This window comes from bacterium (assembly GCA_023382385.1).
In the GTDB taxonomy this organism is placed as follows: Bacteria; Electryoneota; RPQS01; order RPQS01; family RPQS01; genus JABWCQ01.
Window position 1 is genome coordinate 869,809 of record JAHDVH010000001.1, and the last position, 21,575, is coordinate 891,383.

At 55.3% G+C, this 21,575-nt stretch carries 12 protein-coding genes; 3 read left to right on the forward strand and 9 right to left on the reverse strand.

The window, feature by feature from the left end; all coding sequences use genetic code 11:
- Window positions 1–231: 231 nt before the first annotated feature.
- Window positions 232–2,127, forward strand: coding sequence for a redoxin domain-containing protein (locus KJZ99_03925; protein ID MCL4305036.1), 1,896 nt, complete (start codon window positions 232–234; stop codon window positions 2,125–2,127).
- 69 nt (window positions 2,128–2,196) lie between these two features.
- Here the strand turns inward: KJZ99_03925 and deoC are convergent, their stop codons facing one another.
- The 3 genes from deoC to KJZ99_03940 all read right to left on the reverse strand — a co-directional run bounded on the left by deoC (window position 2,197) and on the right by KJZ99_03940 (window position 3,967).
- Window positions 2,197–2,862 carry a deoxyribose-phosphate aldolase gene (gene deoC, locus KJZ99_03930; GenBank protein MCL4305037.1) on the reverse strand — a complete coding sequence of 222 codons (666 nt, stop codon included), beginning with the start codon at window positions 2,860–2,862 and terminating at the stop codon, window positions 2,197–2,199.
- Between the two features lie 107 nt (window positions 2,863–2,969).
- Entirely contained in the window at window positions 2,970–3,611 is a 642-nt protein-coding gene (locus tag KJZ99_03935) for a response regulator (GenBank protein ID MCL4305038.1), read from the reverse strand.
- Entirely contained in the window at window positions 3,608–3,967 is a 360-nt protein-coding gene (locus KJZ99_03940; protein MCL4305039.1) for an Hpt domain-containing protein, read from the reverse strand. Before KJZ99_03940 ends, KJZ99_03935 begins: the two co-directional genes overlap by 4 nt.
- A 149-nt stretch (window positions 3,968–4,116) precedes the next feature.
- Here KJZ99_03940 and KJZ99_03945 point away from each other — a divergent pair, with 149 nt between their 5' ends.
- The gene (locus KJZ99_03945) at window positions 4,117–4,911 is read left to right on the forward strand and encodes a carbonic anhydrase (GenBank protein MCL4305040.1); all 795 of its coding nucleotides are present in this window, start codon (window positions 4,117–4,119) and stop codon (window positions 4,909–4,911) included.
- Between the two features lie 69 nt (window positions 4,912–4,980).
- Here the strand turns inward: KJZ99_03945 and tal are convergent, their stop codons facing one another.
- The 4 genes from tal to KJZ99_03965 form a co-directional block, all read right to left on the reverse strand.
- Window positions 4,981–6,081, reverse strand: a complete 1,101-nt coding sequence (tal, locus tag KJZ99_03950) for a transaldolase (protein MCL4305041.1) — start codon at window positions 6,079–6,081, stop codon at window positions 4,981–4,983.
- Window positions 6,082–6,110: 29 nt separating this feature from the next.
- The gene (gene rpiB / locus KJZ99_03955; protein ID MCL4305042.1) at window positions 6,111–6,560 is read right to left on the reverse strand and encodes a ribose 5-phosphate isomerase B; all 450 of its coding nucleotides are present in this window, start codon (window positions 6,558–6,560) and stop codon (window positions 6,111–6,113) included.
- Complete coding sequence (gene tkt, locus KJZ99_03960) at window positions 6,557–8,572, reverse strand: transketolase (protein MCL4305043.1); 2,016 nt, start codon at window positions 8,570–8,572, stop codon at window positions 6,557–6,559. Before tkt ends, rpiB begins: the two co-directional genes overlap by 4 nt.
- Window positions 8,573–8,670: 98 nt before the next feature.
- A complete protein-coding gene (locus KJZ99_03965; GenBank protein MCL4305044.1) occupies window positions 8,671–17,097 on the reverse strand; it encodes a VCBS repeat-containing protein in 8,427 nt (2,808 codons plus the stop codon).
- Between the two features lie 528 nt (window positions 17,098–17,625).
- Between KJZ99_03965 and KJZ99_03970 the strand changes: the two genes are divergently transcribed.
- Window positions 17,626–18,399, forward strand: a complete 774-nt coding sequence (locus tag KJZ99_03970) for a hypothetical protein (protein ID MCL4305045.1) — start codon at window positions 17,626–17,628, stop codon at window positions 18,397–18,399.
- An 85-nt stretch (window positions 18,400–18,484) separates the two neighbouring features.
- Here the strand turns inward: KJZ99_03970 and KJZ99_03975 are convergent, their stop codons facing one another.
- Both KJZ99_03975 and KJZ99_03980 read right to left on the reverse strand, forming a co-directional pair.
- Entirely contained in the window at window positions 18,485–19,579 is a 1,095-nt protein-coding gene (locus KJZ99_03975; protein ID MCL4305046.1) for a histidinol-phosphate transaminase, read from the reverse strand.
- A gap of 24 nt (window positions 19,580–19,603) precedes the next feature.
- On the reverse strand, window positions 19,604–21,520 hold the full coding sequence (locus tag KJZ99_03980; GenBank protein ID MCL4305047.1) for a T9SS type A sorting domain-containing protein: 1,917 nt from the start codon (window positions 21,518–21,520) through the stop codon (window positions 19,604–19,606).
- Window positions 21,521–21,575 lie beyond the last annotated feature (55 nt).

A 21,575-nucleotide genomic window follows, 5' to 3' on the forward strand; every position in this document is an offset into this window, starting at 1 on the left:
ACTTTTTTGACAATGAGCCGTCATGTGGTAAAGCCTTAGCCCTCGTTTCGCCTCGCAATCTCCCTTTTCATGAGCAATTCTCACTGGATACGGCTGGGAACACTCTTGTTGCTTGCAGCTCTGCTAATTCTGGCGACTTATTCGGGAGTTCCGAGTTCGGCGCCGTTGCCGTTTCCTTTTAAGTCCCCGGCACAGGTAGTCACTGATGCCCCTCACGCGGAGAAAACTAAAATGCCTCGTCCGCAACTGCCCTTGAATCGTGTCCTTGCACCGGAATTTCCGCGGAATTTCGCATGGGTTAATACCGACCGACCTCTGTACGTGCAAGAGGATTTAAGAGGGCGCATTGTCGTCCTCGACTTCTGGACTTACTGCTGCATCAACTGCATGCATATTTTACCGGACCTTGACTATATCGAGAAGAAATACGCCTCGGAGCCTGTAGTTGTAATCGGAGTGCATTCAGCCAAATTTGATAATGAGGGAGATCAACAGAACATCCTCACCGCCTGCCAGCGCTACAATATCAACCATCCTGTGATTGTGGACGAGCACCATCGGATCTGGACAGAGTATGGCGTGCGTGCCTGGCCGACGCTGGGGATAATTGACGCAGAAGGCCGAGTTGTCGGGCAGCTTTCAGGCGAAGGAAACCGTGAGATACTGGACGGAATCATTGCGGCACTGCTCGATGAAGGCCGCGACAAGGGCGTGCTTGCTGCAGGACCACCGGACTTCAAGCGGAACTCGCGTGTCCCTGCCCGATCGGGACTGTCATTCCCCGGAAAAGTTCTCGCACGAAAAGACAGGGTGTTCATCGCGGACTCCAACCACGATCGCATCATCGTCGCGGATAGCAGCGGCAAAGTGATCTCGATAGCGGGGTCTGGATTGAAAGGGAGAAGCGACGGCGGTTTTGCGGATGCGGAATTCAACAATCCGCAGGGAATGGATTGGGATGAGCAGCGTGATCTTCTCTACGTCGCCGACACAGACAATCATCTCATCCGAAGACTTGATTTGAAGTCGAGAGCCGTCACAACAATCAGCGGCACAGGTGAACAGGTGTACGATCGGCTAGGCGGGGGCATAGGCACAGCGCAAGGCTTGAACAGTCCGTGGGACGTGGTACTTGACGGCAACACACTGTACATTGCCATGGCAGGACCCCACCAATTGTGGACGCTTGATCTGCCGACGGGAGTTGCACGCGCCTGGGTTGGCTCGGGACGTGAAGACATCACAGATGGCATTGGCACGCGAACAGCCGCGCTTGCTCAGCCATCGGGACTCGCCCTGCATGGTGAGTGGCTCTACTTCGCAGATAGCGAGGTGAGTGCGGTCCGCCGTGCTGATGTCAAGACGACCGCTGTGGAGACTCTGGTGGGAACAGGTTTGTTTGACTTTGGCGATCGTACCGGTTCTTTCAACCGGACACTTCTTCAGCATCCGCTCGGCGTGGCCATACACAACGGCGACGTGATTGTTGCCGATACGTACAATCACAAGATCAAGCGGCTCGATCTTGAGAGCAAACAGTCAAGCGATGTCATCGGATCCGGCAAGCCGAATCGTCAAACGGAAGATTCCGGCGAACTTTCTCTCTACGAACCCGGCGGCCTCTCAGTTAGCGGAAACTGGCTCTACATTGCCGACACAAATCATGACCGGATAATTCGTATGTCACTTAGCGACCGGCGTTGGTCGGAATTCCATCTCATGGGACTGCGATCGATGGAAAGTTTGATGCTCAAGCATGATTTCGAAGCCGAAGCGACCGTGAACTTTCAACGGGGTAGTGACTTGACACTGCTGCTAAATGTCTCACTTCCCTCCGGAGTGCATCTGAATCGGGACGCACCTGTGGGTTACGCGGTCGCGGGTGGCGATTCAGCCCTTGAAGGACTGGCCGCAAGCGCCGAACTTCCAGTGCGTGTAATGCTTCCTGCATCCACACTTTCAGACAAAGCGGAACTTTCTGTGATGCTGTCGCTCGCTTACTGTACGGACAAAAACATGGGGCTTTGCGTTCCGATCTCAGTTGGATGGAAGGTGTTCCTGCAGGAGTCACCCGACGCAACGCAAGAGGCCGAACTAAGAGCGACGGTCGACGGTTTGCCAAATTGATCTGCCAACAGACTTCAAAACGAACGGGCGGTCAGTTGGCCGCCCGCGCGTTTCTTGCAAAAGCGGCGGTCATGGAATTTCATCCAGAATCGCCACGCCACTGGAGGTTCCAATGCGCTCGGCTCCCGCTTCAATCATCCGCTTAAAATCGGCAAGTGTGCGAATCCCTCCTGAAGCCTTTACCTTCAGTCCATTAGGCGCAACCTCACGATGCATCAATTTGACTGCTTCGACAGTCGCTCCGCCTGCACCAAATCCAGTTGACGTTTTCACCCAATGAGCGCCGGCTACAATACAAAGCCGGCAAGCACGAACGATCTGTGGTTCGGAGAGTACCGCAGTTTCAAAAATGACTTTGAGGACCGCACCGCGTTCACGGCAGGCATACGCGAGTTGGCCTATGTCATTTGCAACCAAGTCGTCCTCTCCGCTCAGAAGACCACCAATCCACAATACCATGTCTACTTCTAATGCGCCGTCGGCGATTGCAAGTGTCGCCTCCGCAAGCTTCGCCTCGGTGCTCATCGCGCCGAGCGGAAATCCCACGACAGTGCACACAGTTACTCCACTGCCCTGCAGGCGTTTGGTGCATGACTTGACAAATCGGGAATTGACACAGACTGTCTTAAATTTGTAATGTACCGCCTCATCGCACAATTTCTCAATCTGCGCTGAGGTCGCTTCCGCCTTGAGAAGGGTGTGGTCTATGAAAGCTGCGGCTTGATCACGAGTCATGGAGTTCCTCCTTTTCCGAATATACATCACGTCTCCGTCTCATGCAAGGGCATGCAACAAAGAACGGCCACCTTACAGTGGCCGTTGCTGAGGCGGTAAGCATGAGATCAGCTAACTTCGGCAATCTGCTCGGAGGCTTTCTTCGCGAAGAATGCCTCTTGCATGGGCTTGACCTTTGACTCAAAGCAATCGGGACATATTGAGTGGGAAAACTGCACGTTTTCCTGATGCTCAGAGATATACTCTTCAATCTGCGACCAGAGGTTTTCGTCATCGCGGATCTTCTTGCAATATGCGCAAATCGGCAGAAAACCTTGCAGCATTCGGACGTGCTGCCGCTCCGCCTCAAGATCGCGGACCCGTGCAGCAAGCGTCTCCTGCAGCGTCATGATCCGCTTGCCGACCCGCATCCTCGCTCGCAGTTGCTCCGGGTCTATCGGTTTTGTCAGGAACTCGTCCACACCGGCAAGCATCCCAGCAAGCATGTCGTCTTTGTCCTGCAGAGATGTCAGCATGATGATGTAGGTGTAATCCGTTTCTCCAAAAGCACGAATTGTCTTGACGATAGTGGGGCCGTCCATTTCCGGCATCATCCAATCCGTGATCAGAATTCTGGGCTTGTGCTCGAGGAAGCAGCGCAACGCCTCCGTTCCATTCATGGCCGTCAACGTTTCATAGCCGAACTTGGACAGTAGTCGCTCCAACGTCATCAAGGTAACGCGGTCGTCATCAACGGCGAGGACCTTCATCGAGTGAGCTCGGATTTGATGGTCAGTAGTTCGTGCGAGACGTGAGCAAACTCCTGCTCCAGTGCTTCAATTCTGCTCGCCTCAACTAAGATGCGCAATTTGCGCGCCGTGTCGTCAATCGAGGCGCAGAGATCGGCTAAGGCATTTGCGCCGACATTTAACGCGGCGCCTTTCAGCGAGTGCGCAAGCTTGCCAACACTCTCCATTTCCTGAGCTTCATACGCCTGACGCAACATATGCACGCGCGAATTCCCGTCTTCAAGCATGATATCGATGAGTTCCGCAGTGAACGATGGATCGCCCATGCCGATTTCGTCCAGTCGGCTGCGCGACACATGAGGACTTATGGTTGACATAGCATTGCTCATAGAGGCTGAAATCTATACTGTGACATTGAGAATCATACAATTTCATCGCAAAGAATGCGCCGAACAAAAATCGCGACGAAACTTTTGCGGATGGAATGACATTTGCGCGATCCGCAAATAGTTAATGTAGGATCCCTATGAAGATAATCACTCTGACGTTGTGCCTGATTTGGGGTGCAGTCGGTCTTTCCGCGGAGCGGAACCAGACTTGGACGGTGGACCAGTCCCTTGCGAGGTTGCGCGATGGCAACGACCGCTTTGTCAATGGGAAACCAAGCCGTCGGGACAGCGGCGAGCATCGCCGACGCGAAGTCTCGGGCGGGCAGACGCCTTATGCATGCATCATCACATGTTCCGACTCGCGCGTGCCGCCAGAACAGATCTTTGATGCCGGACTTGGAGATCTATTCGTTATTCGCGTTGCCGGCAACGTCACATCACGCGAAATCGTGGCTTCCGCAGACTATGCAGTCGACCACTTGAGTTGTCCTGTGATTGTTGTCATGGGTCATTCGAACTGTGGAGCAGTCGGTGCGGCACTCGCCGAAACGGCATATCCCGAACCCGTCAACTCCTTGATCGAACACATTCGCCCAAGCGTTTCGGCATGCGAAGCAAAAGGCTACGACGGTTCGTCGCTATATGACGGAGTCATTCGAGAGAACGCACGGGTCGGCGCGATGAGTCTTCTGTCCGGCTCGCGCGCGATAGAAGAAGCCGTTACTTGCGGCAGGTGCATTGTGCTCTCTGCCGTCTATGACATTACCTCCGGCGTCGTGCACTGGCAATCGCAGGTTGCCGCCCCGACCCAAGAGGCTGTGCAAGCAGAGCAACTAATGAACAAAAACGGCAAGCCGTCTGAACCGGCACCGGAACCAGTCATTCAAGAGACCAGGCGCACACCCATAGCTTCTTCCAAGTCACGACATTAAATCTGTGTGACATAAGCTAAAAGCGGCAGGCTTCTGGGCCTGCCGCTTCATATTCGCCAACTTCAACTGTCAGGCCGACACGCCCGCCTTCATCTTCGCCGCGATAGCATCCAGCATGGCGTCGTAAGATTGCGCAAACTTAACCACCCCGTCCTCGATCAGGTCAAACGCAATTTGATTGATGTCTATTCCAACCCTCAAAAACTCGGCAATCGTGGCATGCGCGGACTCCATATTCTTGAGCAGCTTGTGCGAGGGCTTGCCGTGATCCTTAAATGCAGTTAACGTCTGCGGGGGAACCGTATTCACGGTATCCGGCGCGATAAGCTCGTCAACATAGAGCACATCAGAATACTCAGGGTTTTTGGTGGACGTCGAAGCCCAGAGGGGCCGCTGGACGCGCGCACCCGCAGCAGCGAGCGTCGCCCAACGTGAACTTGATGTCACCGTCAAGAAGTGCTCGTAGGCCAAACACGCATTGGCAATCGCGGCTTTGGCTGCAAGGTCGTGACGACCGGCCTTCTCGGCCTGTGTATCTGCCACAGAGTCAATTCTGCTGACGAAGAAACTTGCGACAGAGGCTACACGCCTTAGGTCCTCTCGCCTCTTCAGCCGCAGTTCGAGTGCCTGCAGATAGGTTTCGAGCACTTGCTTGTATTGAGCGAGTGTGAACAGCAAAGTGATGTTCACATTGACTCCGCGAGTCAACAGCTCGTGCACAGCAGGCAGCCCCGCCTCGGTTCCGGGAACCTTGATCATCAGATTGGGACGACTTACGCGCTCCCACAGACGCTGTGCTTCCTGAATTGTTCCCTGCGTGTCATGCGCAAGCTTCGGCGAAACCTCAAGACTCACGTATCCGTCCACTCCCTCGGACTCATTGTAAACGCTCATCAGCATATCACAAGCGCGGGAGACATCGCTGACGGCAAGATTCTCGAAGACAGCCTGTGGAGACAAATCACTCGCAATCCCCTTGCGGACGTCATCGTCATAGTCGGTACTACTCGCAATCGCTTTCTCAAAGATTGTCGGATTGGACGTCATGCCGCGCAATCCTTCCGCGACGTGCCGCTCCAGTCCGCCGGAATTCATCAGATCACGGCTGATGTAATCCAACCATAAGGACTGACCGAGGTCGAGCGTCGCTTTCATGATAGGGTGACTCATATCTATTTCCTCAATTCTGTTGTCAATCTTTACTTGCCTGCTGCCTCGATAGCCAACACTTTCTCGAGCCGGCGTTGATGTCGATCGAGTCCCGAATAACTCGCGTTCAAGAACGCTTTGATTACTTCCCTTGCAAGCTCGATTCCTATGATACGCGATCCAAGACAGAGGACGTTCATGTCATCGTGCTCAACGCCTTGTCGCGCGGAATACGAGTCGTGGCACATTCCAGCGCGAATCCCCTTCATCTTGTTTGCTGCGACACAGGCACCAACACCGCTGCCGCAAATGATGATTCCGCGGGAAACGCGATGAGACACGAGCTCAAGTCCGACGGCTCGTGCAAAATCGGGATAGTCCACAGCTTGTGTTGAGTGAGTGCCGACGTCGATTACCTCATGCCCAAGTTCGGACAGCCACGGAAGCAGATCTCTCTTCAGCTCAAACCCTGCATGATCGGATCCAATGGCAAGCTTCATTTCGCATCGCCTCTGTTTAGCGTTTGGTAAACGGCCATCGCCTTGAGCGCGACATTTTCCGCCGTTAACCCGAGCTTCTCATAAATGGTTTTAGCAGGCGCGGACGCACCAAATCGATCCAGACCAATTACCTCTCCGTCCAGCCCGACATACTTCCACCAGCTGAGAGTCGCAGCCGCTTCTATCGCAACGCGTGCTCGGACATCCCGCGGCAGAACGTGATCCCGATACGCTTTTGGCTGCATGTCAAAAAGTTCCATGCACGGAACGGAAACGATTCGAGCGTGAACTCCTTCCCGTTCAATCAGCGTTTTCGCTGCCATCGCGATTTCCACTTCGCTTCCGCTGGCTAACAGAATCACATCCGGGGAACCATCGGCTGCGTCGGCGATTATGTACGCGCCTAACTCCACAGGATTCTGTTCACCCTCATAAGGCAGAATCGGCAACGCCTGCCGTGTCAAGCAGAGTGCAACTGGCCCATCAGCCCGCTCCAGCGCAGCGCGGTAACATTGTGCCGTTTCATTTGCGTCGGCGGGCCGCATCGTCCACAAGTTAGGAGTAGCACGAAGGTGTGATAAGTGCTCTATTGGCTGATGCGTCGGGCCATCTTCACCCAAGCCGATGCTGTCATGAGTAAAGACATACAGCACGGGCAAATGCGAGAGGGCAGCGAGCCGTACGGACGGCTTCATATAATCCAGAAAATTCAAGAACGTTGCTCCGAAAGGGATGAACGGGGCGGAACTGGCGATACCATTCAGAATCGCGCCCATCGCATGCTCGCGGATGCCAAAACGGATATTCCTTCCGCCTCGCGTGCTCTTCTGAAAGTCGCCGCGGCCTTCAAGGTAGGTCAAGTTCGACTCGACAAGGTCCGCACTGCCACCGACAATCCACGGCGAGTCTTTCAACGCATGTAGACACATCTCCGACGCTTTGCGGGTCGCAATTTGCTTGTCGCCTGTCTTCCAACTTGGCAGCGTATCCGCCCACTTTTCCGGCAGGCGACGCGACCAGAACTGTTGCCATTCCGATTGAAGCCCCGGGTGAGCTTTGTGCGCGTCCTCAAGTAAACTCTGCCAAGTTGCTTGCAGTTCCACTCCTCTTGTACGTGCCGCACCCATGTGCTTGAACACTTCGGAGGGAACAAAGAATGGCTCATTTTCCGGCAAACCTAATGCTCGCTTCGTCAACTTTAGCTCTTCGTCACCGAGCGGGGAGCCGTGCACTTTTGAGGTTCCCGCTCTGTTCGGCGAACCAAATCCGATCTGCGTGCGGCAGCGAATCAAAGTGGGCCGAGTGTTTTCGGCGATCCCTTCGCGGATTGCACCGTCTACTTCGTTCAAATCCATGCCGTCGCAGGCGAGCACGTGCCAGCCCATGCTCTCAAAACGAGCACCGACATCTTCAGTGAACGCAATATCGGTGGAGCCGTCTATCGTGATGCGGTTGTCATCGTAGAGCAGGACAATCGAACCCAGCCCGAGGTGCCCGGCCAAGGATGCCGCCTCGGCAGCCACGCCTTCCATCAAATCGCCATCGGAACATATTCCAAAGACACGGAAGTTTATGATCTCGTGTCCTTCCCGATTGAACATCGCTGCCAAGATCTCGCGGGCAATCGCGATTCCGACGATGTTACCTACACCCTGCCCGAGAGGTCCGGTTGTGGCTTCGACTCCCGGAGTCAATCCCAACTCAGGATGCCCGGGCGTAATGCTGTTCCATTGCCGGAAGTTTTTCAGCTGCTCCATTGACAAGTCATAGCCTGTCAAGTGCAGCAACGAATAGAGCAAGGCACATCCATGCCCTGCTGACAACACGAACCTGTCGCGATTGGGCCACGCGGGATCAAGGGGATTGTGTCTCAGGTGTTTCTGATAGATCGCATACCCCATGACCGCGGCTCCCAACGGCAATCCAGGATGGCCAGAGTTGGCCGCTTGCACAGCGTCAATTGCCAATCCACGAATCGTGTTCACACTCAGTCGATCCAAGACTTCCGACATTATTGTCTCCGATTGTCCAATAGTACGTATGGACAAAGCGACGGAGTGTATCCGTCGCTTCGCCAACCCGACACCAATCAGCCAAACAGCCGATCAGTCTACTTCATTAACACCATCTTGCGGCTTTGCACGAAGCTGCCGGCTTCCATCCGATACAGATAGACACCGCTTGCAAACTGCGAGGCATCAAACGTAACGGTATGGTAACCGGCACCGAAGCTGCCTTCGGCCAGACGTGCGACTTCACGGCCCGTGATATCATAGACAGTCAGCTTAACATAATCCGCTTCCGGCAATCCGAACCGAATCTGCGTCGTCGGGTTGAACGGATTAGGATAGTTCGCGGACAGCTCATGCACCAGTGGGATGGCCACGTGCCCGAACGCCGGCCTGTCGCCGCCTTCGTTATCGTCGTCCTGCGGCCTGATGATGGAGGCACCTTCCACAACATCGAGCAGCGAAGAGAGCCAGATCTTGATTGTGCCTTCACCGGCACCCAGCACGTCGGTATCCTGATCGCCGTCAAAGTCGGCGCCCTTTACGACCGAAGCCTGAGTGAAGGAGCTCGACATGACATTCCGATAGAAGCGGTTGTCAGTATTCCTCCACCACGAGATTTCATTCGGCTCGTTGGCAGCCACTAGCAGATCCGCTCGTCCGTCATCATCCATATCCACGGCATCCAATTCGCGCGGGAACGGGAGCAATGACGTAATATAGTTCTGTTCCATCGTCGCACCATCCCACCACGCAATCATCGGCTGTTGCGCCACACAGAAGTAGATATCAAGCACGTTGTCATTGTTCAGATGCGCCGCATTGATATAGGACGCTCCGAACCAGCCGGTTGCCAGAACGTGGCGGGTAAACGACTGAGTTCCGTTATTCGACCACCACGCGAGCATGCCGCCTTCATACGCCGCACCGAGAATGTCCTTATCACCGTCATTCCCGATATCCGCGACCTCGATTGAGCGAGCACCCACGAAGTTGTTGTCCACAACAAAGCGCGTGAACACGCCACTTCCGTTGTTGCGCCACCAGCTTACATCATTGTCGTCGCAAGCGGCCGTCACCAGGTCTCGATCACCGTCTCCGTCCATGTCGACGATAATCACATCGCGGGCACCACGGTAATTCGTGAGAATGATGTTGGGAGTGAAAGTGCCGTTTGCATTCTTGCGGAACCACATCAACTCGTTGGCGAACTGCGCCACCGCGGCGATGTCCAAGTCACCGTCGCCGTCCAAGTCACCGACGGCCACAGAACGTGCACCGTCCCAATCTGCTATCACAACATGCGGAGTGTAGTCCCACGTGCCGTTGTTCTCGTACCACATCACCTTGTCAGCGAACATTCCTGCGGCAACGACATCCATATCGCCGTCGCCATCCATATCAGCTGGAACCGCAGACATACAGCCGTAGAGTTCCGTCGTGACGGTTACGACTCCGAAGATGATCGGATCAACGGGCACACGATATCCGTACACCACGGTGGACATTTCACCGAGGCCGCAATTGTTGAACGCGCGCACACGATATTCATATTCGACACCCGGAGCTGCCGAGAAGTCGTTGTAACTCGTGACATCCGCGCTAACCGTCGCTATTGATTGCGGCGGGAACCCACGCAGAATTTCGTAGCCTGTTTCCTGCGCTACGTTGTTCCACGTCAAACGAACGCGATCGTTGAGGTTAACTGTTGCAGTGATATTCGTCACAGTCGCTACCTGCTGAGCGGAGAAACCCGTAGTCGGAGCCGACAAGACGCCCAATCCGCACTGGTTGACACCGCGCACTTGATAGTTGTACGTCACGCCGGGCTGCACGTTGTTGTCCGTGTAAGAGTTAAATGCGCCCGGGATGTTGTCAGCCAGTAGTGTGTTATTGCGCCAGACCTGATAGCTCGTAGCGGTGGCCACCAGATTCCAGCTCACGATAACCTGATTACACAGGCCGTCCGAAGCGGCCACGCCGGTCGGAACTGCGGGCAGCGGGATCGTCGACCCCGTTACCGGCGGAGTCTGCGGACCGGAACCGCAATCGTTCGTCGCAGCAACCGTATAGCTATTGGTTGTCCCAGTCGGAACGTTGTCGGAATAGACGAAGGTCCCTTGCGGAACATTCGCCAGCACTGCGCCGTTACGTCTCACGACGTACTGCGTTGCATACTGCGTACCGGTCCACGTCAGGATAATTGTGTTACAACGATCATTCGTCGCAGCGAGATTCGTAACCGCACCAGCGACCGGTGCGGCCTGACCGACGTCATTCGCACATCCTCCCTGTCCGCAGATATTGGACAAGGCGCAGACTTCATAAACCGCTACAGCCGGCAGCGGACTTGCGTCCACATAGCTTCGTTGAACATTCGGCAATCCTCCCGCCAAGCGAGCAATGACGTTGCCGTTACGCTTTACGTGCACGGAATCCTGTCCATCGACATCCGTGAAGGTGAAAGTGACGGTGACAATTCCGCATCCATCGTCCGAAGCGGCCATTTGAGAGGGTCCGATCGGTGTCGGTGCTGTACGTCCGCCATCTGTCGCAAGCGGTGATTCAATCGTGTCTCCGGGGGCGCACACGCGCAGTGCAGAGATGCTGTAGGTGCTTTGCGGCCACACGCCAAGTTGATTGTAAGACGTCGTGCCGGCAGGAACGTTTGCGACGTTTGCACCGTTCCGACGAATCTTGAGCAATGATACTCCGCTGTGGCTATAAGCAGTCCATTGGAGCAGGACACGATCGCAGAGATTTTCTGACGCGGTGAAGCCCGAAATCGCCGGAGGATAGGTATTCGGAGTAACCACAATCGCACTAGACAGCGGGCCGATTTGGCAGCTGTTAAACGCCGCCACCTGAACCGAACAGGTTTGCGTGTCCGCCGGACAGTAGGTCAACGTCGTTACATTCGCGCCGACCGTATCCACGATTACGCCATTACAATAGATGTAATAGCCGCTCTCGTTCGCAACGTTACTCCAGTTCAGATTGATGCAGAAGCAGTTGCTCGGAACGGCCGTGAAGCCCGTTACTTGAACCAGATTGGGAATCACGGTCACACTGTTGCTCAATGCGGATTGCGCTCCGGCACCGCACTGATTGGCCGTGACGATTCTGTAGGAATACGTTCCGGCCGCGACATTCGCGTCCATATACATGGTAGTACCGACGGGCACCGTGGCAATTTGAGAGCCGTTGCGCAGCACGCGGTACTCTTGAATCGGCTGAGTCGCCGGCGCGTTCCACGTGACCGTCACGTTGCCGCAATTCTCAGCAGCAGCCACACCGGTTGCGACACCGGGAACCGTCAATCCTTCGCCTGCCACGGCCGATCCCGCTTCACCGTTTCCACAGTTGTTGATTGCGCGCACATTGTATGTGTGAACGCCGGTCACTCCTGTGTCGGTGTAGTTCGTCTGATTCGCCGGAACCGTCGCAATCGGAGTAGTCAGATTGCCATCGCGATAGACGAGATAACCTGTCTCCGAAAGCTGATCCTGCCACGTCAAAGCAATCTGCGAGCAGATGTTGTTCGACGCGGTCAATCCGGCCACCAGCGGCGGAACCGTTGCAACGGCACCTTGCGCGGGAGCGCTCTGTGGCGCGTTGCCGCAGGCGTTGACGGCCAGAATCGTATACATGTACGCGACACCCGGTGTCGCGGTATTGTCGTTGTAGGTAGTCGTGTTCGCAGGAACGTTCTGCACGAGCAGTACTCCGTTGCGATACACATCATAGCGGTCTTCGTCTGCCGTGTCGGTCCAATTCAGGATGACCATGGAGCAGTTCGTCGTCGTAGCTGTCAGGCCTTGCACTTGCGCAGGAATATTACGACGGCAACCCTGCACAATCACCGACTCGGGACCTGCACCACCGATGTTAAACCCGCGCACCGTGTAGTTGTAGCACACGCCGGGCACGGAGGTCAAATCACAGTAAGTCGTGACGTTCGCACCGACCGAGGCGAGCAAGGCTCCATCACGCAGGATCTCATAGCCGGTTTCATTTTCGATATCGGACCACGACAGGCAAATCTGATTACAATCTGTTGTAGAAGCCGTAACACCGGTAACCTGACTTAAACTGAACACGGCAACACCCTGCGCTCCGGCAGACAGATCACCTTCACCGCAGACGTTTGTCGCGGCGACGGTGTAGGTATAAGTCACGCCGGGCGAAGCTGTTCCGTCGCAGTAGGTGACGTCATCGGCACTGTTGCTGGCGATGAGTGTTCCGTTGCGATAGATATTGTAGTTCAACTCTCCGTTGACATCATTCCAACTCAAGCAGACCTCACTGACCAAGTTTTGCGTGGCCGTGAGACCGGTAACTTGGCTCGGAGTCTCGGCGCGCTGTCCCGTTGCCGGCGCAGACTGCGGTCCTTCGTTGCAAGGATTCACCGCCGTCACACGGTAACTGTATGGTACACCTTCTGGCACGGAGTTGTCAAAGACAGATGTCAAGTGCGGCGCAAGACTTGACCACCAATTGTTGGGATCGTCGCTGCGATACACGCGGTATTCGGTTGCGCCGGGATACGCACTCCACGTAATCAGAATACCGTCACAACTGTCAACGGACGCCGTAACACCCGTGACCTGTCCCATCTGCGGCAGACGCTCACCCGTCGCAGGAGCGGACGGATTCGTTTCACCGCAGAAAACACTATAGGCCCGCACGGTGTATTCATAGACACCTGCTGGCGGCGTGTCAGCAAATTGTGTCGTCGGCGGCAGGACGGTTCCTGCCAGAGCGCCATTCCGGAACACACGATATTCCGTCACATCTCCGGGCGCGGCACTCCAACTCACAAGGATTTCGTCACAATCGTTATTGGACGCCGTCACGTTAGTTGGCGCATCCGGTCCTTCAAGTCGAGTTCCATTGTCAGCAGCAGATTGCGCCGTCGTTCCGCACACATCGTCCGTTGCAGCCACCGTATACGAGGCTGTTGTCCCGCCCGCAATACCGGTATCCGTGTAGTTCGTCGTGGGAGCCGCGACGAATGCCACGAAGGCACCGTTACGATAGACGTTGTATCCGTCGAAAGTGCCGGTGGAAGCGGTCCACGTCACGTACACATCCGAGCACGACGTATCAGACGCCTGCACGTTGGTCGGAGTCGTCGGGAAAGGAAGCACGGTGCCGCTTGTTGCCGCAGGGTCGGAATCATCGCAGCCAGTTGTTAAGCTGTAGGCCACGATAGTATAGTTATTCACGCCTTCGCTCGCACCCGCGTCGACAAACGTGCGGTCATCGTTGTGCGCAGCGCCTTCGAAAATCAGCGTGGCACCGCGATAGATGCGATAGCCCGCAAGCGCGGTGTTGGCCGGCTGCGCTCCCCACGTCAGCGTGACACCAGAGCAACTATTACTTGAACCCGCAAAGCTTGGCGGAGCAATTGGAGAAGCCAACAGTTGAATGTCTATCGGAGCGCTGAGGCCGCCTTCACCGCAAAGTGCGGAATAGGCACTCACTCGGTATGTTCTCTGTCCCGGAGTAGCCGGCAGATATCCGAAGCACGTCGCAACCACCGTATCAATCGGAACACCGTTCGCATAAATAATGTAACCGTCAACGTCACCTGAGGCCGCAGTCCAGCAGAAAGACAACGTATCGCAGCGCGCTTCGGCTGCAACCAAGCCGGTAGGAATCCCGACGGATTCGAGCTTACGGCCCGGGACAGGATCGCTGGCCTCGGAGTCGATACATTCTGCACTGCCCGCCGAAACAGCATAGTCGTGCGGCAAGGCATCAGGAGGACTATCAGAGAAGATTCTAACACCCGGATTGCTGTTGCCGACAAGTTGGCCGTCGCGATAGATATTGTAGTAGTCCACGTCACCCAGCGACGCGTCCCAGGTCACCCACACGAAGAAACACGAGGTATCGCTGGCTATGACGTTCGTGGGCACCGTCGGAGCTTGAGCCACACTAACTTCAATCTCTTCACTCGTAGCGCCTACGTCGCACTCGTTCTCGGCTCTGACAAAGTATTCATACGTTGCGGGGCCGTTGCCGACATTGTCCAGATACTCGCCTACACCAAAAGGAACCGTTGCAATCAGCACCAAGTTGCGATAGATATGAATCTCATCGGCTCCTGCCGGATCTGTCCATTCGAGCAGGACGTCCGCACAATTCTCGCTCGTTCCCGTCAAGTCGGTCACGACTCCGGGGGCCTGCAATCTGCTCACGATATACTGTTCACTCGTGTCTCCGCGACCGCACTCATTGGCGCCAATCGCGTAAACGACATGCTCTGCGTCATCCGGCAACGTCACATTGAAGTTACCCGCAGCACCTACGCTCGTATTAATCTGCACTCCATCAAGGAAAAAGACCGTAGTGTCCGCAAAGTCTCCCCGCTCATAAGAGAAATTCACTCCAGTACAGGTTGAAGACACCCAGACCAAAGCTGGCGCTTGCGGCAACGGAGCGCGACCGCCGTTGTCAGGCGTGCTGTTTGCGGGACCGCCCGGGCCGGTGGCCTGAACGATATAGGCATATACAACTCCCGGCACGGCAGTGTTGTCGCTGAAGTTCGTCGCGTTGGCCGCAACCGAGCCAATCTGGTTCCCATCGCGCAAGATGTTGTAACCCGTCTCATTCTGGGTATCCGTCCACGTCACATCCACGCGGTTACACAGATCATCCGTCGCCTGCACGTTCGTCGGCGGACTTAGTGAGGCAAGCACCTGTCCCGTATTGCCTACGGAAACCGCACCGTCGCCGCATTCGTTATAGGCTTGTACCGTGTACATGTAAACGACGTTGGGCACGGCCGTCATGTCGTCATACGTCGTAATATCCGCATTAACTATCGCAAGCTGCACAGCGTCCCGCAAAATCCGGTAATTCGTTTCACGGATGATGTTGGTCCACGTCACCGTCACGCGGTCCGGCAGGTTATCCGTCGCATTGACGCCCGTCACCTGCGGCGGCACCTGCTTGCGCGAACCGGAGTTCGCCGTCGGAATCGTGCTGTTGCCGCAGGCATTGTAGGCCAGCACCGTGTAGCTGTAGACCGTGCCCTGCGCCGCCGTCGTATCGTTATACGTCTGCAATCCCGCCGCTACCGTGTCGATATTGACACCGCCGCGGCGAATGATGAATCCGAGTTCGTTGTTCGAATTGTCCGTCCACGTCACCTGCACAAAGCAGAGCGTCGAGTCGGTCGCCTGCACGTTGGACGGCGCCAGCGGTTCATCGATGTCCGAGCCGACGGCTGGAGCCGACTGCGCACTCGTCTGACAATCCGCCGGATTGTTCGTATTGCGCGCAGCTACCGTGTAATTGTTATTCTGGTTCGGAGTAGGAGGTTCATGTGTAAATGGCGGAGCAGCCGGTGTGCCGATCTGATTGCCGTCGCGATACACGATATAGCCCGTCGCGCCGGCCGAAGGTGTCCAGTTGACCGTCACGAGACACTGACCGACAGATGCCGTGACGTTCGCCGGCACGGCAGGAGCGGCAAACGCCGTTCCTTGGTCGGGAGCCGACTGCGTTCCTGCGCCACACCCCGCGTTCCACCCGGCCACGGTATAATTGGCAGTTCCGGCGATGAAAATGGTGTCGCTGTTCGGCTGTCCGGCCTGCCCGCGAATCTGTCTACCTACTTCAATACCGTCTCGGAAAATGGCAAACGAGTCAATCGTCGCAATGTTATTCGGCACCGTCCACGAAACAATCACGCTTCCGCAGCGGTTGTCTGAAGCTGTGCAGGTCGCCGGACCCAAGGCCGAGGGCAGACGCGTTCCGTTATCTGACCTGCTGGTCGAAAAACAGGTGTCATTGCCCTGTACCGAGCGGGCGATGATGATATAGCCATAGGAGCCCTGCGGAGCATTCGAATAGACATACTGCGTAGCCGCTCTGGCGACACGCGCCACCAGCGTATCCGTGTTGCTGCGGTAGATGAACAGCGAGTCCACACTCTGGTCAGCAGGATAAGGACTCCACGTCATCGTCACCTGCGAACACGAGTTGTCAGAAGCCTGAAAATTGGTCACCGCATCCGGCGTGATGCAGCCGCCGCAGGCCTCTTCCACACATGTCCAATCCGCCTGACGAAACGTCACTTCACTGTAACCGTCCGTAATCGTGAAGGAGTTCGTTCGCCAATAGCGATTCTGCCCGGGCACACAGACCCGCACCCAGTAGCGCGACGGCTGCGGCGTATTCGTGGAAATCGTAAATAGGTCATAGGAATAGAATCCGCCTTCACAACCCAGATCATCCACCGAATTGAAGGGCATGCTGTTGAAGTTTGCGCGGCCAAAGACGGGTCCGTCGATACGGGCAAGCTGGTCGGCTGCGTCCGGACCGTTATCGTTCGCATCCCAGAAAATCTGGGCGATCGTCGTTCCGTCCGGCAGCGGAGCACCCGTAAAGCCGCATTGGTACGTCAAACCGGGATCTGTTGTGCAATCGTACAGCAGGAAGCAGTTAAACTGTGCGTTCGCCGCACCGGTCAAAAGCAGAACGCATCCGCAGAATAGTAGAGCACGTAACTTCATCAACACACCTCCACAAACGAAATCATTTCGAACGAAGCCGTCGACTGGAACCCGGCGGGTGTCCGCAAGGTAAAGAGAGCAGCATTCACTGCTGAAGAATCTGGCGGTGAACCAGCAGCCCGCGGGAGGAGCGGAAGCGCTCTTCCCGAGAAGGAGTAAACAATGTCCCGAGTCATGACTTGCGAATCCTCGTTCAGGTAATTATCTTTGATTGATTTAGCAAAATGTAAAGACGCATGGCTTCAGAGCGAATCCATGCAGGGCTTAGAAAGATAACCATTTCTCGTGAAGCAGTCAACAGTTTGGACCCCGCAAGTGCTACGAAATTCAAATCTTGGCGACTTCCCGCCCCCTGTCGAAACTTATCCACAACCTATGCTCAACGTGCTGATTTCACCGCGGCTCAGAAGTCTCTTCATTCTCACATTTATATTTGTTTTTTATGGAATTGTAGAATCTGCCCCCAAAAAGGTAGCAGAACGTGCTGGCCGAGGCTGCTCCGCCCCACTATGGGACAGCAATGGAAAGTTGCTGGCCTACACGACCCTTGACTTGGACGAACTGCATGCCACCGAGTTGGCCACCAGTATCCGGTTGCAAAAATTCTACCGGGTCGCGAATGCTAAGGGGGTTGGGAGGAGATTTGTGTTCGATCCGGATGGCGAAGCGTTGGTCTACAGACGCATCGCAGAAGCGCTGCCAAGCAAGCCGGAGCGACTGGTAGTGACCCCTTTAAGCACATTAGAAAACAGAATGATAACGTCCAACAAGGAGTCAATTTTAGGCCCTTATAGGATTGATGATAAGATCTACTATCGTAGTGCTCTCGATGAACCATTGACCGACCTCGAAGGGAGCAAGAGGCTGGATGGACCTTTCCTGAAAGGAAGCACACTGACCGTCCGCAATCCGGCAGGAGATGCCGTCTGGCAGTCACCAGCAACCTACGCAGTCGAGGGGTTCGAGCTTTCCCCGGACGGCGCATGGGTCGCAGTCGTTGGCAAAACAGCCGAATCAACAGAGGTCAAGATTGTGGAGGTCGCTGCAGGGAAGGCTGTGGAGCTTGGCCGCGGCCGCTGGCCTTCTTGGTCGGGTGACTCGAACCGCCTGATATTCATCGTGGACAAGTCTGAACTGAAGTTTGCCGAGCTGGTCGTCTATGATATCCCCAGCGGTCAGCGCCGCTCTGTGCAGGGCATCACACAGTTTTGGCCGGATGAACCCGCCCTCAACCCAGACGGATCGCGCTGTGCTTTTGTCCACGACGGCGAGGTTTATGTGACGGAAGTAACCGGCTTCTGAGTGCCTTACGCCGAAGTTTGACTCCGTCCGCAAAACAGCAAAGCCCCGAATTTCCTTCGGGGCTTTGTCCTTCAAGCCGGCAAATCTATGCCTGTGCCATACAAATATCGCGCAGGGCTTCCGCCAGAAACTCATTCTGCTCCGGCGTTCCAATCGTTATCCGGACGCAATGCGGAAGCATGAATCCTCTGAGCGGACGCACAATCACACCGCGTTTCTCAAGCTCCTCTGACAGTTTCAAGGCCTGCGCCTCAGTCTCAAAAGGCAGCATGAAGAAGTTCGCAGCGGAAGGAACATACCGAAGTCCGAGCTCGTCGTAGAGTTTCGGCATTTCCACACGTCCTATGCGGTTGGTCTCCTGCGTGAGCTTCAGAAAGTCCTCATCATCGAGCGCACCCGCACCGGCCGCCTGAGCGACACTGGATGGTTCAAACGGGAGTTTGACCTTTAAGACGTTCCGGCACAAGTCTTCGTGACCGAATCCATACCCGATGCGCACCGCCGCCAGACCGTATGCTTTTGAAAAGGTTCTGAGCGTCATGACATTATCGAGGCGGTAGGTCATCGAATCGGGATAGTCATCGAAATCTTCCGCATACTCGCAGTAAGCTTCATCCAGTATCACCAGCACGCGCGACGGCACGCGTTTCATGAATATCTCAAACTCTGTCTTGGTGAAATAGGTACCGGTCGGATTGTTCGGATTGGCCAGATAGATAATCTTCGTCTTGGGCGTAATCGCATCGGCCAATGCTTCGAGATCATAAGCGAAATTCTTAAGGGGCAGGGTCACCAACTTCACGCCGCGCGACCAGGCCGCGACATAGATTCCTATGAACGTTCCGGCCACCGTCAGGATTTCTTCGTCATCGAGCATGAACGTGCGTACGATATTTGCCAGAATCGACTCGGAACCGTTCCCGACGACCACATTATCCAGCTTGACTTCATAGAGCTTAGCAAGCTTTTTGCGCAGCATCAGTCCGCCATCAGGATAAAGCTGAATGTCGTGATATGAACTCTTCGCCGCCTCGATTCCCTTGGGCGACGATCCGATCGGATTTTCGTTCGACGCGAGCTTGATGATCTTTTCGATACCGTATTGCTCGCGAATCTGCTCCGCCGACTTCCCGGGTTTGTAGGGTATTAGGGATTCAATGTAAGGTGGAACTAAAGTCATAAATAACTCAATGGTTTTCTTCTACTATTTGAGGAGGATCATTTTCTTTGTCATACTCTCCCCGCCCGACTCCAACCGCGCAAAATACACTCCCGTCGCAAAACTGCTTCCGTCGAACGTGACCACGTGCGCGCCGGCACTCATCGCTTCATCCAAGAGTGTTGCAACCTGACGGCCCGTCACGTCGTACACTGCAAGCTTGACACTTCCGGCCTTCGCCAAATCAAACTGAATATTCGTCATCGGGTTGAACGGATTAGGATAGTTCTGATGCAGCAGCATCTCCGCGGGCAAAACGACGTGCTCACCGCGCGAACTTAACTCCCGCGGAAATCCGGTCGAGTCAGCACGAAACGCCCAAATCTCCTGCAATGGATGCGTCGGAATGTCACTCACCGGAACGCGCATGTAGACCATGTCATTCAGCGTGGCCGGGCCTTCCGCTCCGCTGCCTGCAACTGCGCTGCCCGCCGCGTAGTCATGCTGGTAAAGAGCATGAATGACCCCGTCCGTCACATACTTTGCAATTGTAATGTCGCGTTCGCTCGGATCGTTGCCCGTCGGCTGATTTGGCTGGCCCGGCGTATTGCTCACGTTCGTCGGTATGGCCCACGTCTGTCCGTTATCCGTCGAAACGGAAATGTAGAATTCCCCCATTGGATAACCTGCATCGCTGAAGGCATGCTGGTCAAACTGTTGAAATGAGCAATAGAGATAGCCGTTCGTCGTGTCAATCGCCAGACTCGGGCGGTGGCACATCAGGTTGTTCACGCCGAGGGCAACGGAGTCATTGGCAAAGAACGCGTGATTGATCAAATTGAACTCTTCGCGATCTTCACCCCAGTGCCAGATTGTAGAGTAGACCAATCCGAACGGCCCTACCGTGCCATCTTCATCAAAGTAGTACCAGGCGTGCGCCGTGTAGGCAATGTGAACATTGTCGTCGTCGTCGAGAATCAGGGACAAGTCAATCCACGGACGGAATGTGTCGGCGTTGCAGGTGATGTAGTCCCCGCCGTTAGCCATGCAATTCGGGTCAATCGGTGGAATGCCCGTGACTTCAACAATGTCGCTCCAATTGTTGCCTCCGTCTTCGGATACTCGCATTTGGATATTCTCTTGATCGATGTCCCCCGCCGGATCGGCAATCCAGGCGACCGCCACGCGATCACTTTGGCGTGAGCACGCCACATCAATAGTTATGAACGTCGCAGGATCCCATGGCGTGACGAAGCCCGCGCCCCAGTTGATATCGATTCCGAAACCCGAGTCATAGCTGGGTTGTCCGCGCACATAATACTCTTCAGCCGCGCCTCCGCTTTCAGTTGCCACCATGTGGATCCGTCCATGGCGATCCATATCAATGTGCGGCCAGATGATGGCCGGTTCGTGCCCGCCGAACGGAACCTCGAAAGCGGTATAAGCTCCAGCGCGCGCGATGAAGTCAATGCTTGCCGCAGCATGGGGAGTGCTCAAGAGCGCTTGGTGAAAAGCAGGGAACGCAAAGCCGTTGGCCGCAGCAGCGATGTTGCAGAAACCTGCTCGATTGCTGCTCTCCACAGTCACACCCGTGGGACCTTGGGCAAGCGTATCCTGATACCAGCAATTGTAAAAGACGTGCCTGCTGCTCGACTGCGCATCTTCTCCGTTGGTCCACGCGAAATGCACAGCGCCAAGCGGATCGACCGCAATTTGCTTACCGTGAGTCCCGTTGGTTTGGATGTCGAACCAGGTCTGGCCAACAATCTCATACGTCGAATTAGGGGTCCCGCCTTCGTCATCGAGGGTCACTCCCGGAACTCGTAAGTACGCCTGCGCTCTGACAGCTTCGCCTCCGGTCACCGCAACAGGTCCCATCACATAGTCTTTCGCCGGACGGGCGGACGCAATGGTAAACAACGAAAGAACAGCTATTAACGAAGCTTGGAGATAGCGAACCATGTGACACCTCTGGAGTAACGCTGTGGGACCCAATACAAGAATGTAGAGCCGCAGG

Bases quoted from the DNA above. Each gene is read 5' to 3' on its own strand.
- rpiB (MCL4305042.1), bottom strand. From the start codon at position 6,560: ATGAAGCTTGCCATTGGATCCGATCATGCAGGGTTTGAGCTGAAGAGA.
- KJZ99_03945 (MCL4305040.1), top strand. From the start codon at position 4,117: ATGAAGATAATCACTCTGACGTTGTGCCTGATTTGGGGTGCAGTCGGT.
- tkt (MCL4305043.1), bottom strand. From the start codon at position 8,572: ATGTCGGAAGTCTTGGATCGACTGAGTGTGAACACGATTCGTGGATTG.
- KJZ99_03965 (MCL4305044.1), bottom strand. From the start codon at position 17,097: ATGAAGTTACGTGCTCTACTATTCTGCGGATGCGTTCTGCTTTTGACC.
- KJZ99_03925 (MCL4305036.1), top strand. From the start codon at position 232: ATGCCTCGTCCGCAACTGCCCTTGAATCGTGTCCTTGCACCGGAATTT.
- KJZ99_03980 (MCL4305047.1), bottom strand. From the start codon at position 21,520: ATGGTTCGCTATCTCCAAGCTTCGTTAATAGCTGTTCTTTCGTTGTTT.
- deoC (MCL4305037.1), bottom strand. From the start codon at position 2,862: ATGACTCGTGATCAAGCCGCAGCTTTCATAGACCACACCCTTCTCAAG.
- KJZ99_03940 (MCL4305039.1), bottom strand. From the start codon at position 3,967: ATGTCAACCATAAGTCCTCATGTGTCGCGCAGCCGACTGGACGAAATC.
- KJZ99_03935 (MCL4305038.1), bottom strand. From the start codon at position 3,611: ATGAAGGTCCTCGCCGTTGATGACGACCGCGTTACCTTGATGACGTTG.
- tal (MCL4305041.1), bottom strand. From the start codon at position 6,081: ATGAGTCACCCTATCATGAAAGCGACGCTCGACCTCGGTCAGTCCTTA.
- KJZ99_03975 (MCL4305046.1), bottom strand. From the start codon at position 19,579: ATGACTTTAGTTCCACCTTACATTGAATCCCTAATACCCTACAAACCC.